At 72.8% G+C, this 16,091-nt stretch carries 11 protein-coding genes; 5 read left to right on the plus strand and 6 right to left on the minus strand.

What is annotated here, in order from left to right; genetic code table 11:
* Positions 1 to 201: 201 nt before the first annotated feature.
* Genes ABZ490_RS19245 through ABZ490_RS19260 form a run of 4 tightly spaced genes read left to right on the plus strand, consistent with a single transcriptional unit; the run spans position 202 to position 5,021 of the window.
* Complete coding sequence (locus ABZ490_RS19245; protein WP_358991254.1) at positions 202 to 1,695, plus strand: ABC transporter substrate-binding protein; 1,494 nt, start codon at positions 202 to 204, stop codon at positions 1,693 to 1,695.
* Positions 1,692 to 3,407, plus strand: coding sequence for an ABC transporter permease subunit (locus tag ABZ490_RS19250; protein WP_358991257.1), 1,716 nt, complete (start codon positions 1,692 to 1,694; stop codon positions 3,405 to 3,407). The genes ABZ490_RS19245 and ABZ490_RS19250 overlap by 4 nt, the downstream gene beginning before the upstream one ends.
* Complete coding sequence (locus ABZ490_RS19255; protein WP_358991261.1) at positions 3,397 to 4,320, plus strand: ABC transporter ATP-binding protein; 924 nt, start codon at positions 3,397 to 3,399, stop codon at positions 4,318 to 4,320. The genes ABZ490_RS19250 and ABZ490_RS19255 overlap by 11 nt, the downstream gene beginning before the upstream one ends.
* A complete protein-coding gene (locus ABZ490_RS19260) occupies positions 4,317 to 5,021 on the plus strand; it encodes a dipeptide/oligopeptide/nickel ABC transporter ATP-binding protein (protein ID WP_358991264.1) in 705 nt (234 codons plus the stop codon). The genes ABZ490_RS19255 and ABZ490_RS19260 overlap by 4 nt, the downstream gene beginning before the upstream one ends.
* On the opposite strand, the gene ABZ490_RS19265 is transcribed toward ABZ490_RS19260, so the two are convergent.
* Complete coding sequence (locus ABZ490_RS19265; protein WP_358991267.1) at positions 4,975 to 5,547, minus strand: TetR/AcrR family transcriptional regulator; 573 nt, start codon at positions 5,545 to 5,547, stop codon at positions 4,975 to 4,977. The genes ABZ490_RS19260 and ABZ490_RS19265 overlap by 47 nt on opposite strands.
* A gap of 110 nt (positions 5,548 to 5,657) precedes the next feature.
* On the opposite strand from ABZ490_RS19265, the gene ABZ490_RS19270 reads away from it, so the two are divergent.
* Positions 5,658 to 7,157, plus strand: a complete 1,500-nt coding sequence (locus ABZ490_RS19270; RefSeq protein WP_358991270.1) for an MFS transporter — start codon at positions 5,658 to 5,660, stop codon at positions 7,155 to 7,157.
* Between the two features lie 121 nt (positions 7,158 to 7,278).
* Here the strand turns inward: ABZ490_RS19270 and serA are convergent, their stop codons facing one another.
* The 5 genes from serA to ABZ490_RS19295 form a co-directional block, all read right to left on the minus strand.
* Positions 7,279 to 8,868 carry a phosphoglycerate dehydrogenase gene (gene serA, locus ABZ490_RS19275; protein ID WP_358991273.1) on the minus strand — a complete coding sequence of 530 codons (1,590 nt, stop codon included), beginning with the start codon at positions 8,866 to 8,868 and terminating at the stop codon, positions 7,279 to 7,281.
* Between the two features lie 232 nt (positions 8,869 to 9,100).
* The gene (gene ilvC, locus ABZ490_RS19280) at positions 9,101 to 10,099 is read right to left on the minus strand and encodes a ketol-acid reductoisomerase (protein WP_358991276.1); all 999 of its coding nucleotides are present in this window, start codon (positions 10,097 to 10,099) and stop codon (positions 9,101 to 9,103) included.
* A gap of 118 nt (positions 10,100 to 10,217) precedes the next feature.
* A complete protein-coding gene (gene ilvN / locus ABZ490_RS19285) occupies positions 10,218 to 10,742 on the minus strand; it encodes an acetolactate synthase small subunit (RefSeq protein WP_358991279.1) in 525 nt (174 codons plus the stop codon).
* Between the two features lie 32 nt (positions 10,743 to 10,774).
* Complete coding sequence (locus tag ABZ490_RS19290; RefSeq protein ID WP_358991282.1) at positions 10,775 to 12,619, minus strand: acetolactate synthase large subunit; 1,845 nt, start codon at positions 12,617 to 12,619, stop codon at positions 10,775 to 10,777.
* A 233-nt stretch (positions 12,620 to 12,852) separates the two neighbouring features.
* Positions 12,853 to 15,939: an EAL domain-containing protein gene (locus ABZ490_RS19295; RefSeq protein ID WP_358991285.1), complete on the minus strand. Its 3,087-nt coding sequence runs from the start codon at positions 15,937 to 15,939 to the stop codon at positions 12,853 to 12,855.
* Positions 15,940 to 16,091 lie beyond the last annotated feature (152 nt).

Consider the following 16,091-nt stretch of genomic DNA (forward strand, 5'->3'; position numbering starts at 1 on the left):
TGGCGGGTCCCGCGGGACATGCGGGTGTTCGCGGACCGGGAGGTCTCCCGCGCGGACGTCCTCGGCCGGTCCTGGCGCTGCCCGTATCCGGACTGCCGCCCCAGCCCCTCGCTCCAACACCGGCCCATCTATTGAAAACGATTATCATCATGCTAGGGTCGGCGCACTCGCCCTTGACCACCCCTTTACCCGGAGGGCCCCGTGCGCCTGCCCGCCCGCCGTCTGCTCCCCCTCACCGCTCTCACGGCCGCCTCCACCCTGCTCACCGGCTGTTTCACCGGCGACGGCACCGCTTCGGCGGGCGCCGACGGCGGCCGCGTACGGGTCGCGATGATGCAGCCACCGCGTTCCGGGCTGTCGCCGCTGTCCGACGACGCCTTCAAGCTCTCGCGCTGGTCCACCGCCGAGACCCTCGTGACACTGGACGCCGAGGGTGACGCCGAGCCCGCGCTCGCCACCTCCTGGCGGCAGAACGGCCGTACCTGGACCTTCGCGCTGCGCGACGGCGTCACCTTCCACGACGGGACCGCGCTGGACGCCGACGCCGTGGTCCGCTCGCTCACCCGGGCCGCGACCGCCGCCCCCAAGCCCCGCATCCTGGACGGCGTCGACCTCACGGCGAAGGCCGAGGGCGCCCGCAGGGTCACTGTCACCACCGCCACCGAGGACCCGCTGGTCCCGCAGCGGCTCAGCTCGCCGCAGCTGTCGATCCTCGCGGCACGGGCGTACGACGGGAAGACCGTGGACCCGGTCGGCGCCGGCACCGGCCCCTTCGAACTGACCGAGGTGAACGGCACCTCCTCCGCCACCCTCGACCGCTACGACGCCTACTGGGGCGGCCGGGCCGAGGCCCCCGGGATCGACGTCAGGTTCGTGCCGGACGGCACCGCCCGCGCGGCGGCACTGCGCAGCGGCGAGGCCGACATCGTCGAGGCGGTCCCCGTCTCGCAGGCCGCCCTGCTGGACGCGGACCTCGTCACCGAGGTGCCGATGCCCCGCACCAACACCCTCTACCTGAACACCGCCGAGGGCGCCTTCGCGGACGCCGGACTGCGCGCCGCGGCCCGGGAGGCCGTGGACGCAGCGGCGATCGTGAAGGGTGTGTACGAGGGGCGCGCGGACCTCGCCGAGGGGCTGCTCGGGCCCGCGCTGCCGTGGGCGGCCGGGCTGCGCGCGCCCGTGACCCGCGCGAAGGCCGGCGATCCGGCCGGCCGCACGATCACCCTCGGCACCTTCACCGACCGCGCCGAACTCCCCGAGGTGGCCGCCACCCTCCAACAGCAGCTCCAGAAGGCCGGGTTCACGGTCCGGCTGGAGATACGCGAGTACGCCGCCATCGAGGCGGACGCGCTGTCCGGCGCCTTCGACGCGTTCCTGCTCTCCCGGGCCACCGTGCTGGACTCCGGCGACCCGGCCGCCTATCTCTACAGCGACTTCGCCTCGGACGGCTCCTTCAACCTCGCGCAGTTCAGCGACCGTTCCGTGGACGCGGCCCTGCGCACGGCGGGCGCGACGCCCACCGGCGACGCCCGCCGCCGGGCCGTGATCGCCGCCGAGGCCGCCGTCCTCGCCGCCGACGCCGCCGTACCGCTGCTGCACGAGCGGGTGATCCAGGGCGACGCGCCCGGGGTCGTCGGCGCCGCGCACGACCCGCGCGAGCGGGAACTGGTCACGGCCGCCACGCACGTCGAGTGAGGGCCGCCGCGACCCGTGCGGCCGGTCTCCTCGCGGTCCTCGCCGCCGTGGGCCTGCTGCCCTGGCTCTCCGGCCGCGACCCCGCGCTGACCGTGCTGCGCGCCCGCTCCGCCGAGCAGGAGCCGACCCGGGAGGCCCTGGAAGCCGTCCGCCGCGACCTCGGCCTGGACGCGGGCCCCCTCGCCCTCCTTGGACGCCGGGCCGCCGGCCTCGGGCGCGGCGACCTCGGCACCTCCTGGGTGTCGGGCACCGAGGTACTGCCCTCCGTGCTCGCCGGGCTCAGGGTGTCGCTCGCGCTGATGGGCGCGGCCCTCGCCGTCGCACTGCTGCTGACCGTCGTCCTCGTCGCGCCCGTGCTGGTACGGGGGCGGGCCTCGGCCGGGGCGGGCTCCGCGATGCTGGCCGCCGTACCGGAATTCCTGCTGGCCACAGCGGGGCTGCTGGTGTGCGGGGTGTGGCTGGGATGGCTGCCGACGTCCGGGTGGGCCGGGCCGGAGCATCTGGTCCTGCCCGCCGTCGCGCTGGGCGTCCCGGCCGGCGGGCTGCTCGGCCGGCTGGTCGCGGACGCGCTGCCCGCCGTGCTGGACGAGCGGTGGGTGGAGCTGTGGCGGGGCGCGGGGGTGAGCCGGGCGCGGATCCGTGCCGCCGCGCTGCGCCGCGTCCTCCCGCCGCTGGTACCGCAGTTCGGGATGGTGGCCGTGGGGCTCACCGGGGGCGCGGTCGCCGTGGAGACGGTGTTCGCCGTGCCCGGCATCGGGCGTACGGCCCTGGGCGCGGCCAAGTCCCAGGACCTGCCGCTGCTCCAGGGCGCGGTGCTGGCCCTGCTGCTGGTCGGCCTGGTCACGGGCGCGGCGGCGGCGCTGGTCCGGCGCCGGCTGCTGGGCCCGGCGCTGCGGGACGCGTCCCTCGCGCTCCCCGCGCCCCGGCCGGTGCGGGTCCGTCCGGCGGTCCCCGTCCTCCTCGCGGCCGTGCTGCTGACGGCGGTCGGCTGGGGGCTGGCGCGCGACCCGTACACCGTGCGCACCGCCGCCCGGCTGGCGCCGCCGTCCTGGGCGCACCCCCTCGGCACCGACGGTCTCGGCCGGGACGTGCTGGCCCGCCTCGGGCACGGGGCCGCGACCACCGTCGGCACGGCGGCGGCCGTGTGTCTGCTCAGCCTGGCCGTGTCGCTGGCGCTGGGTTTCCTGCCCGCGGTCGCGGCGGGCGCGGCGGACATCGCCAACGCGCTGCCCCCGGTGATCGTCGGCATCCTGGTCGCGGCGGCGGCCGGCCCCGGCACCGGCGGCGCCGCCCTCGCGGTGGCCCTGGTCTCCTGGCCCCCGCTGGCCGCCCACGCGGCGGCGCTGGTGCAGGAGGTGCGGGCGTCGGCGTACCTGACCGCGCAACGGGCCCTCGGCGCGCCCCCGTGGTGGATCCTGACCCGGCACGTGCTGCCCTCGGTGGCGGCCCCGGTGGCCCGGCACGCGCTGCTCCGGCTGCCCGGCATCGCGCTCGCGCTGGCCTCGCTGGGCTTCCTCGGCCTCGGCGCCCGGCCCCCGGCACCGGAGTGGGGGCTGCTCCTGGACGAGTCCCGGGCCTATGTGGAACGCGCCCCGTGGGCGGCCCTGGCCCCGGCGGTCGCCCTCGCCCTGCTGGCCGGACTGGCGGTGTCGGGTGCGTCGTACGCGCGGGGCCGGACGACTACGAGGAGCGTGAGCGGAGTTGGAGCCTGAAGTGGTGCTGTCGGTGCGGGATCTGCGGATCGGATTCGCCGGGGTGGAGGTCGTGCGCGGGGTGTCCTTCGAGGTGCGGGCGGGCGAGGTCTGCGCGCTGGTGGGCGAGTCGGGCGCGGGCAAGAGCCTGACCGCGCGGGCGCTGCCCGGCATGCTGCCGAGGGAGGCGGCGGTGTCCGGCACGGTCCGCCCGGACCTCTCCGGCGCGCGGGGCCGCCGGATCGCGCTGGTCCCGCAGGACGCGCTCTCCGCGCTGTCCCCCGTCCACCGGGTGGGGGACCAACTCGCCGCCGCCGTACGGTCGGTGCGGCGCGTGGGCCGGCGAGAGGCGCTGGATCTCGCGGGGGCCGCCCTGGACCGGGTCGGCATCCCCGGCACGGCCCGCCGCTACCCGCACGAGCTGTCCGGCGGGATGCGGCAGCGGGCGGTGATCGCGATGGCCACCGTCAACGAGCCCGACATCCTGGTCGCCGACGAACCGACCACCGCCCTGGACGCCGACCGCCGCGAGCGGGTGCTCGCCCTCCTCGCCGCGCAGCGGGAGTCGCGGGGCACCGCACTCGTGCTGGTCACCCACGACCTGGACGCGGTACGGCGGCACGCGGACCGGATGCTGGTGATGTACGCGGGCCGTGTGGTGGAGGCGGGCCCGGCGCGGGAGGTGCTGGCGCGGCCCCGGTCGCCGTACACGGCGGGCCTGCTGGCCTCCCTGCCCCGGCCGGACGGTCCCCGCCGGCTGTTCGCGCTGCCCGGGGCGCCTCCCCTGCCGGGTGCGCTGCCGCCGGGCTGCGCGTTCGCACCGCGCTGCCCCCTGGCCTCCCGGGTGTGCCCTCGCGAGGAGCCGCCCGAACACGAGGGGAACGGCCGCCTGGTCGCCTGCCACCATCCCGCCCCGGCCGGGGAGCCGGGATGAGCGAGCCGCTGCTGGAGGTCCGCGACCTCGTCGTCCGCTACGGCGCGTTCACCGCCGTCGACCGTGTCTCCTTCACCCTCGCACCGGGCGAGATCCTCGCGCTGGACGGCCCCTCGGGCTGCGGCAAGTCCTCGACCGCGCTCGCGGTGCTGCGACTGCGGCGCCCGGACGGGGGTGAAGTCCGTTTCGAGGGACGCGAGTTGACGACCCTGACCGAGCGCGAACTGCGTCCGCTGCGGCCGCGCGTCCAGCCGGTGTTCCAGGACCCGTACGGCTCCCTCAGCCCCCGGCACCGGATCCGGGACGCGGTGGCGGAACCGCTGCGCCTGCGGGGCCTGCGGCCGACGCCCGCACAGGTGGCGGCACTCCTCGAACGGGTCGGCCTGGACCCGTCGTACGGCGACCGCCGGCCGCACGAACTCTCCGGTGGCCAGTGCCAACGCGTCGGCATCGCCAGGGCGTTGGCGGGCGAACCGCGCCTGCTGGTGCTGGACGAGCCGGTGTCGGCGCTCGACCCGTCGGTCCGGGCGGGCGTGCTGAACCTGCTGGCCGACCTCCGGGACGAGCTGGGGCTCGGCTACCTCTTCATCTGCCACGACCGGGACGTCGTACGGCACTTCGCGGACCGGGTGGTGGAGCTGCGGGAGGGGCGGGTCACCTCCGTGTGGCGCCCTCGACGATCTGCCGGAGCCCCTCGGTGAGCACATCGCCGTCGGGCGCGGTCTTCGGGTCGAAGGTCCACTGCGAGATCAGGCCCGACATCAGGGTCATGTAGAAGCGGCCGAGGGTGTCCGCGGTCTCGTCGGACACCTCCTCCTCCGGCACGCCCGTCATCAGCGAGACCAGGCCCCGGCCGCCCTCGCGCTGGGCGCGGGACAACTGGTCGCGGACCTCGGGCAGTTGGTCGCCCATCGCCGTGATCTCCACGCCGAGCCGCCACATCGGGCCGGACTCGCGCATGCTGTCGACGATGTGCGACCACACCTCGCGGAACCGCTCCAGCGAGCCGGGCGCCCCGGTGATCGTCCCGCCGCCGTCGAAGGACATCTGGTCCACCAGGGCGATGTAGGCCTGCGCGAGCAGCGCGCCCTTGGAGCCGTAGTGGTAGCCGATGGAGGCGAGGTTGGTCCCCGACTCCTTCACGATGTCGCGCGCGGTGGTGCGCGCGAAGCCCTTCGCCAGCAGACAGCGCATGGCGCCTTCGAGCAGATCCTCACGGTGTCCCATGGGCGCCAGCGTACCGCCGATCCATACAGACGTCCTAGACGGATGATTTACACGAGCGATTTATACGATCGTTCTAGACAAGCGTTTAAGACGCGCGTACATTCCTCGGCATGACGAACTCGACGTGCACCACCGTGAACCCGGCCGGCCGGCGGGCCGGCCGCCGTGAATGGACCGCGCTCGGCGTGCTGATGCTTCCGCTGCTGCTGGTCTCGATGGACGTCTCGGTCCTCTACTTCGCGATCCCGGCGATCAACGCGGACCTGGAGCCGACCGGCACCCAGCAGCTGTGGATCTTCGACATCTACGCGTTCGTCCTGGCCGGCCTGCTCATGACGATGGGCTCGCTCGGCGACCGCATAGGCCGCCGCAGGCTGCTGCTCGCGGGAGCCACCGCCTTCGGCGCGGCCTCCCTGCTCGCGGCCTACGCGGACAGCGCCGAGACCCTGATCGCCGCCCGTGCGCTCCTCGGCGTCGGCGGAGCGACCCTGATGCCGTCGACGATGGCCCTGATCCGCACGATGTTCACCGATCCGGCGCAGCGCGCGAAGGCGATCGGCCTGTGGTCGGGGGTCATGACGGCCGGTGTCGCGCTCGGCTCGGTGATGAGCGGGATCCTCGTCGAGTACTTCTGGTGGGGCTCGGTCTTCCTGGTCAACCTGCCCGCGATGGGCCTGCTGCTGCTCCTCGGCCCGGTCCTGCTGCCCGAGTCGAAGGACCCGCGCCCCGGCCGCTTCGACTGGCCGAGCGTCCCGCTGTCGATGGCCGCCGTGCTCCCCGTCGTCTACGGCCTGAAGGAGATCCCCTCCGAGGGCTGGCACGCGCCGTACGTCGTCTCGATCACCGTCGGCCTGCTCTTCGCCGCCCTCTTCGTCCACCGTCAGCGCACCACCGCCGACCCGATGATCTCCCCCGCCCTGTTCCGCGGCCCCGGTTTCGGCCCCGCGGTCCTCCTGAACCTCGTCTCCTCGTTCGGGATGATGGGCTCGGCCTTCTTCACCACGCAGTACCTCCAGTCGGTCCTCGGCAAGAGCGCACTGGAGGCGGCCCTGTGGGCGCTGCTGCCGTCGGTGCCGATCGGGATGGCCGCCCCGCTGGCGACCGCCCTGGTCCAGAAGGGCGTCGACCGTGCCCACGTCGTGACCGCGGGCTTCGCGATCGCCGCGGCCGGCTACGCCCTGCTCGCCCTCGCCGGCACGGACTCGATGTGGCTCGTGCTGACCGCCTGCGGGGTCCTCGCCTCCGGGATCGTCATGGTCATCTCCCAGATGACGGACCTGGCGATGGGGGCGGCCCCGGCCGAGCGGGCCGGCTCCGCGTCCTCCCTGCTGGAGACGGGCGCCGAGTTCGGCGGCGCCCTCGGCATGGCGGTCCTCGGCTCCATCGGCACGGCGATCTACCGCCACGAGATCCCGTCCTCGGCGCCCGCCCCGGCCCGGGAGACCCTGGGCGGGGCGCTGGCGCTCGCCGACCGGGTCCCCGGACTGGCCGCGGCGGCACGGGAGGCGTTCACCAGCGGGATGCAGGGCGCTGCGATCGCCGGGGCGGTGCTGCTGGCGGGGGCGGCGGTGGCGGCGGCAGTGAGCCTGCGCAGGATCCACGTGAAGTGACGTAACGAGCGCAGACAAACGCCGGACGGGCATCTTCAGCCCGTCCGGCGTTCGAGGACGAGGCCCGTTCAGGGCCGAAGCGGGGGCCTGGGGGCGGCAGCCCCCAGACCGGTGGGCAACCTCAGGCCAGGTTGACCGCACGGGCCGACGTCGCGCCGATCTCCGTGGCGACCTCGGTCAGGACGGCGGCCGGGACCGTGTCGTCGACGGTCAGGACGGCCAGCGCCTCGCCGCCCGCCGCCGCACGGGCGACCTGCATACCGGCGATGTTGATGCCCGCCTCACCGAAGATCCGGCCGACGGTGCCGACGACACCGGGACGGTCCTCGTACTTGAGGACGACCATGTGGTCGGCGAGGGCCAGGTCGACGTCGTACTCGCCGACCGCGACGATCTTCTGGAGGTGCTTGGGGCCGGCCAGCGTGCCGGAGACCGACACCTCCTCGCCGTCCGAGAGCGTGCCGCGCACCGTCACCACGTTGCGGTGGTCGGCCGACTCGGAGCTGGTGGTGAGGCGCACCTCGACACCGCGCTCCTGGGCGAACAGCGGGGCGTTGACGTAGGAGACCGTCTCGTCGACGACGTCCTCGAAGACACCCTTGAGGGCGGACAGCTCCAGCACCTTCACATCGTGCTGGGTGATCTCGCCGTAGACCTCGACGTCCAGGCGGGCCGCGACCTCGCCGGCGAGCGCCGTGAAGATCCGGCCGAGACGCTCGGCGAGCGGCAGACCCGGCTTGACGTCCTCGGCGATGACCCCGCCCTGGACGTTCACCGCGTCCGGCACCAGCTCACCGGCGAGGGCGAGGCGCACCGAGCGGGCGACGGCGATACCGGCCTTCTCCTGGGCCTCGTCGGTGGAGGCGCCGAGGTGCGGGGTGGAGACGACCTGGTCGAACTCGAACAGCGGGGAGTCCGTGCAGGGCTCCTTCGCGTACACGTCGAGGCCGGCACCGGCGACCCGGCCCTCCTTGAGGGCGGAGTACAGGGCCTGCTCGTCGACGATCCCACCGCGCGCGGCGTTGACGATCCGCACGGTCGGCTTGACCTTGCGCAGCGCCTCGTCGCCGATCAGACCGACCGTCTCGGGGGTCTTCGGCAGGTGGACGGTGATGAAGTCGGAGACCTCCAGCAGCTCGTCCAGCGACAGCACCTTGACGCCCATCTGGGCGGCGCGGGCGGGCTGGATGTAGGGGTCGTACGCGACGACCTTCATGCCGAAGGCGGACATCCGCTGGGCGACGAGCGCGCCGATCCGGCCGAGGCCGACCACACCGAGGGTCTTCTCGGCCAGCTCCACACCGGTGTACTTGCTCCGCTTCCACTCGCCGTTCTTCAGCGCGGCGTTGGCCTGCGGGATGTGGCGGGCGGTGGCGAGGAGGAGACCGCAGGCCAGTTCGGCGGCGGTCACGATGTTGGAGGTGGGGGCGTTGACGACCATCACGCCGGCCTTGGTGGCGGCGGAGACGTCGACGTTGTCGAGGCCGACGCCGGCGCGGGCGACGACCTTCAGCTTGCCGGCGGCGGCGATCGCCTCGGCGTCGACCTTGGTGGCCGAGCGGATCAGGATCGCGTCGACGCCGGCGATGGCGGGGAGCAGTTCGGCTCGGTCCGCTCCGTTGCAGTGCCGGATCTCGAAGTCCGGGCCAAGTGCGTCCACGGTCGCGGGCGACAGCTCTTCAGCGATGAGTACGACGGGTTTCGAGCTCACGTGAGTCCTCACAAGTCCAAAGCATGCGGACGGCCGTCCCGACGGCCGCAGGCGGAGGAGGGGCTAGCCGCGTGGAAGACGCACGACGCTGTGGGCCTGAACGCGTATATAGGCAGCAGTGTAGTGCTGCCACGGAGGTCGCCTCACGCCTCCGCGGAAGGATCACCCGTCCGGGCCGGACGGGATGGCCAAAAGGGCCGGAGCGGTGTGCCCCGGCCCTCTCGCGTGAGGCTTACGCCTCCTCGTTCACCCAGCTCATCAGCTTGCGGAGCTGCTTGCCGGTCGTCTCCAGCAGGTGCTCGGAGTCGGCCGTCTTGTACTCGTTGTACTTCTTCAGACCGCCGTGGTACTCGTCCATCCAGTTCTGGGCGAAGGTGCCGTCCTGGATCTCCGCGAGGACCTGCTTCATCTCGGCCTTGGTGGCGTCGGTGATGATGCGCGGGCCGGTGATGTAGTCGCCCCACTCGGCGGTCTCGGAGACGCTCCAGCGCATCTTCTCCAGGCCGCCCTCGTACATGAGGTCCACGATCAGCTTCAGCTCGTGCAGGCACTCGAAGTAGGCGATCTCCGGCTGGTAGCCGGCCTCGACCAGGGTCTCGAAGCCCGCCTTGACCAGGGCCGCGGTGCCACCGCAGAGGACGGCCTGCTCACCGAACAGGTCGGTCTCGGTCTCCTCGGTGAAGGTGGTCTTGATGACACCCGCGCGGGTGCCGCCGATCGCCTTGGCGTAGGACAGGGCCAGCTCGAAGGCGTTGCCGGTCGCGTCCTGCTCGACGGCGGCGATCGCGGGGACGCCGCGGCCCTCCTCGTACTGGCGGCGGACCAGGTGGCCCGGGCCCTTCGGGGCGACCAGGGCGACGTCGACGCCGGCCGGGGCCTTGATGAAGCCGAAGCGGACGTTGAAGCCGTGCGCGAAGAACAGGGCGTCGCCGTCGTTCAGGTTCGGGGCGATGGACTCCTCGTAGACCTGGGCCTGGATCGGGTCCGGGATGAGGATCATGATGACGTCGGCCTCGGCCGCGGCCTCGGCGGGGGTCACCACGCGCAGGCCCTGCTCCTCGGCCTTGGCCTTGGACTTGGAGCCCTCGTGCAGACCGACGCGGACGTCGACACCCGAGTCACGGAGCGACAGCGCGTGGGCGTGGCCCTGGCTGCCGTACCCGATGACCGCGACCTTGCGGCCCTGGATGATGGACAGGTCGGCGTCGGCGTCGTAGAACAGCTCGGCCACTTTGGGTTCTCTCCTTGAGTGCAGGTGTTGCGTCCCACCGTATGACGGCGGGCGGAAGGGAAGTCTCGGGGTCTCGGTATACGGGCGGCCGGGGTCACCCGACCGCCCGTATCCAGCCTTACGCGGATCGGTCGAGCGCGCGCAGCGAGCGGTCCGTGATCGAACGGGCCCCGCGGCCGATCGCGATCGTGCCGGACTGGACCAGTTCCTTGACGCCGTACGGCTCCAGCATCTTGAGCATCGCGGACAGCTTGTCGCTGCTGCCGGTGGCCTCGATGGTCACGGCCTCCGGGGAGACGTCCACGGTCTTGGCGCGGAACAGCTGGACGATCTCGACGATCTGGGAGCGCGTCTCGTTGTCGGCGCGCACCTTCACCAGGACGAGTTCGCGGTGGACGGCCTGGGCCGGCTCCAGCTCGACGATCTTCAGCACCTCGACGAGCTTGTTGAGCTGCTTGGTGACCTGCTCCAGCGGCAGCGCCTCGACGCTCACCACGATGGTGATGCGGGAGATGTCGGCGTGCTCGGTGACCCCGACGGCGAGGGAGTCGATGTTGAAGCCTCGGCGGGAGAACAGGGCGGCGATCCGGGCCAGGATGCCCGGCTTGTTCTCCACCAGGACGGAGAGCGTGTGCTTGGACATGTTCGTTGCGTCTCTCTCTGCGTCTTCGCTGCTCAGTCGTCTTCGTTGTCGCCGAAGTCGGGGCGGACGTCCCGGGCGGCCATGATCTCGTCGTTGGAGGTGCCGGCGGCGACCATCGGCCAGACCATCGCGTCCTCGTGGACGATGAAGTCGATGACGACCGGGCGGTCGTTGATCGAGTTCGCCTCCTCGATGACCTTGTCCAGCTCGTCCGGCGACTCGCAGCGGATCGCGTGGCAGCCCATCGCCTCCGACAGCTTCACGAAGTCGGGGACGCGGGTGCCGCGGGCGTTCGGGTTGACGTCGTCCGGGCCGGAGTGCAGGACCGTGTTGGAGTAGCGCTGGTTGTAGAACAGGGTCTGCCACTGGCGGACCATGCCGAGGGCGCCGTTGTTGATGATGGCGACCTTGATCGGGATGTTGTTCAGGGCGCAGGTGGTGAGTTCCTGGTTGGTCATCTGGAAGCAGCCGTCGCCGTCGATCGCCCAGACGGTCTTGTCCGGTGCTCCGGCCTTGGCGCCCATCGCGGCCGGGACCGCGTAGCCCATCGTCCCGGCGCCGCCGGAGTTCAGCCAGGTGGCGGGCTTGTCGTACTGGATGAAGTGGGCGGCCCACATCTGGTGCTGGCCGACGCCCGCGGCGAAGATCGTGCCCTCGGGGGCGAGCCGGCCGATGCGCTCGATGACCTGCTGCGGGGAGAGCGAGCCGTCGCTGGGCTGGTCGTAGCCGAGCGGGTAGGTCTCGCGCCAGCGGTCGAGGTCCTTCCACCAGGCGGTGTAGTCGCCCTGGTGCCCCTCGGAGTGCTCCTTCTGCACGGCCTGGATCAGATCGGCGATGACCTCGCGGGCGTCGCCCACGATCGGGACGTCGGCGGTGCGGTTCTTGCCGATCTCGGCCGGGTCGATGTCCGCGTGGACGATCTTGGCGTGCGGCGCGAAGCTGTCGAGCTTGCCGGTGACGCGGTCGTCGAAGCGGGCGCCGAGGGCGACGATCAGGTCGGCCTTCTGCAGACCGGTGACCGCGGCGACCGAGCCGTGCATGCCGGGCATGCCCAGGTGCTGCGGGTGGCTGTCGGGGAACGCGCCCAGCGCCATCAGGGTGGTGGTGACGGGTGCGCCGGTCAGCTCGGCCAGGACCTTCAGCTCGGCGGTGGCGCCGGCCTTGAGGACGCCGCCGCCGACGTAGAGGATCGGCCGCTTGGCGGCGGTGATCAGCTTGGCGGCCTCGCGGATCTGCTTGGCGTGCGGCTTGGTCACCGGGCGGTAGCCGGGCAGGTCCATGACGGGCGGCCAGGAGAAGGTGGTCTTCGCCTGGAGGATGTCCTTGGGGATGTCGACCAGGACCGGTCCGGGGCGGCCGGTGGAGGCGATGTGGAACGCCTGCGCGATCACCCGCGGGATGTCCTCGGCCTTGGTGACCAGGAAGCTGTGCTTGGTGATCGGCATCGTGATGCCGACGATGTCCGCCTCCTGGAAGGCGTCCGTGCCGATCGCCTTGGACACGACCTGCCCGGTGATCGCCACGAGCGGCACCGAGTCCATGTTCGCGTCGGCGATCGGCGTGACCAGGTTCGTCGCGCCCGGACCGGAGGTCGCCATGCAGACGCCGACCTTGCCGGTGGCCTGCGCGTAACCGGTGGCCGCGTGGCCGGCGCCCTGCTCGTGGCGGACCAGGACGTGGCGGACCCGGGTGGAGTCCATCATCGGGTCGTAGGCGGGCAGGATCGTGCCGCCCGGAATGCCGAATACCGTCTCGGCGCCGACCTCCTCGAGGGAGCGGATGAGGGACTGCGCGCCCGTGACGTGCTCGACGGTGGCGGAGTGTCCTCCGGATCGGGGCCGGGGCTGGGGATGAGCCCCGGTGGCCTGCTCGGTCATCGGCATTCTCTTCTCGATGCTGAGGGTTTCACTGCGGGTTCTACTGCGGGTTCACTGCGTTTTGTGCAACAAAAAACCCCTCGTGCCGTAAGGCAAGCGAGGGGAGCGCGCCGGGTGTGGGTCGCTGGGAGTCCGGGGTCTCCCGGGCGTCACCAGCTTCAGCCGACGCGCTTTCCAAGTACGAGAATTCGGGTGCGCATGGCATTGACCCTCCCCCTGGCGCGCACCGACTGTCAAGTGGGTGGGACAGGAGTCTCAGTATGTGAGCGCAGTCCACTTCCGCTCCCCAGGACGGCGGTTACCCCACTGGTGTACACCCCTGGGGCGCCGCCCGCGAACGCGGGTTCCACGGGACCGTGCGGCACCGAGTAGCGGCCGGTGGCGAGCGCCCGGCGCAGCCGGTACTCGTCGAGCGGCCCGGAGAACGCCATGCCCTGGCCATGGGTGCAGCCCATCGCCCGCAGGGCCACGACCTGCTCGGGCAGGTCCACGCCCTCGGCCACGGACTGGAGCCCCAGGTCGCAGGCGATCCGCAGCAGCCCGCTGGTGATCTTGTGCAGCCGCGCGGACTCGACGACCCCCTCGACCAGCGAGCGGTCGAGCTTGAGCACGTCGACGGGGACCCTGCGCAGCGCGGTGAGGGCGCCGTAGCCGCCGCCGAAGCCGTCGAGGGCGATCCGGACACCGAGGCGGCGCAGCGCGCCCAGGCGGCGCTCCAGCTCGTCCAGGGACACCTTGGGGTCCAGGTCCGCCAGTTCGATCAGCAGGGAGCCGGAGGGCAGTCCGTGCCGGGTGAGCAGGGCCTCCACGGAGCCCAGCGGCATCGACCGGTCCAGCAGCCGGCGGGCGCTCGTCCGGACCGCCACCGGGACCGTGAGTCCGCTCGCGATCCGGTCGGCGGCCTGTTCGACGGCCTCCTCCAGGATCCAGCGGCCCAGTTCGGCGGTCCGGTCGCCGTCCTCCGCCACCCGCAGGAACTCGGCGGGGGTGAACAGCACGCCCTGGGAGGAGCGCCAGCGCGCCTGGGCGGCGACCGACGCGATCCGGCCGTCGTCCAGCCGGACCACGGGCTGGTGCAGCAGGGCGAACTCCCCGTCGTGCAGTGCGGCCCGCAGTCGCGTGGCGAGTTCCGCCCGGCGTACGACGTCCTGCTGCATCTGTGGCTTGTACAGCTCGACCCGGCCCTTGCCGCCCGCCTTGGCGCGGTACATGGCGAGGTCGGCGTTGCGCAGGAGCTCGCCCGCGCCGAGGCCCGGTTCGGCGAAGGCGACCCCGATGGAGGCGGCGACCCTGACGTCGTTGCCATCGATCGGATAGGGCTGGGAGAGGGTGACCCTGAGGCGGTCGGCGAGCTCCAGGATGTGCCGCTCCCGGGCGGCCCGGTCGCGGGTGGTGTCGCCGACGATCAGCGCGGCGAACTCGTCGCCGCCCAGCCGGGACGCGGTGTCGCCCTTGCGGACGGCGTCCTGGAGCCGGCGGGCGGCCTGGACGAGCAGCGCGTCCCCGGCCTGGTGCCCGATGGTGTCGTTGACCGCCTTGAAGCCGTCGAGGTCGATGAAGAGGACGGCGGTGTTGCGCAGGGCGGTGCCCCGGTCGGAGCTGCGGCGGCCGGACAGGGCCTGCTGGACGCGCCGGGTGAACAGGGCGCGGTTGGGCAGGTCGGTGAGCGGGTCGTGCTCGGCGTTGTGTTGGAGCTGGGCCTGGAGGCGCACCCGTTCGGTGACGTCCCGGCTGTTGAAGATCAGGCCGCCGTGGTGGCGGTTGACCGTGGACTCGACGTTGAGCCAGCCTCCCCCGCTCGCGGCCTCGCCCGAGCGGAAGCGGCACTCGATCCGGGTGGTGGGCTCGTCCTGGGGGCTGGCGGCGAGGAAGCGGCGCACCTCGTGCACCACGCAGCCCAGGTCCTCGGGGTGGATGAGGTCGGCCAGCTCGGTGCCCACCAGGGCCTCGGCGGGCCGTCCGTAGACCCCGGCGGCGGCCGGGGAGACGTACCGCAGGATGCCGCTGGGGGCGGCGATCATGATGACGTCGCTGGAGCCCTGCACCAGGGAGCGGAAGTGGTTCTCCTTCTGCGCCAGTTCCTGGGTGAGGGTGATGTTGTCCAGCAGCATGATCCCCTGGCGCACCACGAGGGCGAGCACGACCGCGCCGCCGGTCAGCAGCACCACGCGGTCGACGCTGCGGCCGTTGAGGACGTTGTAGAGGATCCCCAGGGTGCAGACGGCGGCGGCCAGGTACGGGGTGAGGGCGGCGAGGGAGCCCGTGATGGGCCGGGTGGCCGGGTAGCGGCCGTGGTCGCCGCCCTGCGGGGACGCCTGCGCGGGCGCCTGCGGGGACGCCTGCGGGGACGCCTGCGGCGGAGTGGGGGCGGAGGGGTGCGGGGCCGCGTGCGGGTGCCCGCCGGGGCGGTGTCCCGGTACGTGCTCGTGGACCACGCGCGTGTGTCCCTCGTCGGCGGCGCCCTGCTGCCGGGAGGCGGCCCAGGGGGCGTACGCCAGGAGCAGGGAGCCCGCGAACCAGCCCGCGTCGAGGAGCTGGCCCGAGTGGTAGTTGTTGTGCATGAGCGGCGAGGTGAACAGGGCGTCGCACATCACGGTCAGCGCGAGCGCGCCGACAGCCGTGTTCACCGCCGTGCGGTTCACGTAGGCCCTTCTGAAGTGCAGGACGAGGACCATGCTCACCAGGGCGATGTCGAGCAGCGGGTACGCCAGCGACAGCGCCGCGTGCGCCACGCTCGGTCCGTCGAACTTCGCGGCCTGCGCGAGGGCGAGGCTCCAGGAGAGCGTGAGCAGGGAGCCGGCGATCAGCCAGGCGTCGAGCACCAGGCAGACCCAGCCGGCCTTGGTGACGGGCCGGGCGGCCAGCACCAGCAGCCCCACGATCGCGGGCGGCGCGAAGCACAGGAAGAACAGGTCGGCGTAGCTGGGGCTGGGCACGGGACGCCCGAGGACGACCTCGTACCAGCCCCAGACGAGATTGCCGAGGGCGGCCATCGCCGAGGAGAGGGCGAAGAGCAGCCAGGCGGGTCGAAAGCGGACGCGGCGGGTGCGCGCGTAGAGGAAGCAGGAGACGGCGGCGGTGCCCGCCGCGGCGGTCAGTCCGAAGTCGCCCATGATCAGGGCGAGTTCGTCGGAGCCCCAGCCGAGCGCGGAACCGACGGCGTATCCCGCGCAGACGAGGGCCAGCACCAGTTGGTGCACCAGGTTCGGGCCGGCGCCCAAGGACGGGCGCCCGGCCGACGGCCTCTTCGCCGGGGACCGGTCGCGCGGGACCGGGTCGACTCCGTCGAGGAGGGTCGTGGAGGTCGTCGGGGTACTCACCGGATCCCCCACGTCCGCGGCGCCGGGTCCCTCGGGTCCCGGTGCGCCTGCTTCCTGCGGCCGCCGTGCCGGTGGTGGTGATGGCCGGGGTGGGTGTCGTGACCGTGTCCGCTCGCGGCCGTGCGCCAGGGCCGCCGCCGGCGGCTTCGCCG

Origin of the sequence: Streptomyces sp. NPDC005811, assembly GCF_040630405.1 — a bacterium.
In the GTDB taxonomy this organism is placed as follows: Bacteria; Actinomycetota; Actinomycetes; order Streptomycetales; family Streptomycetaceae; genus Streptomyces.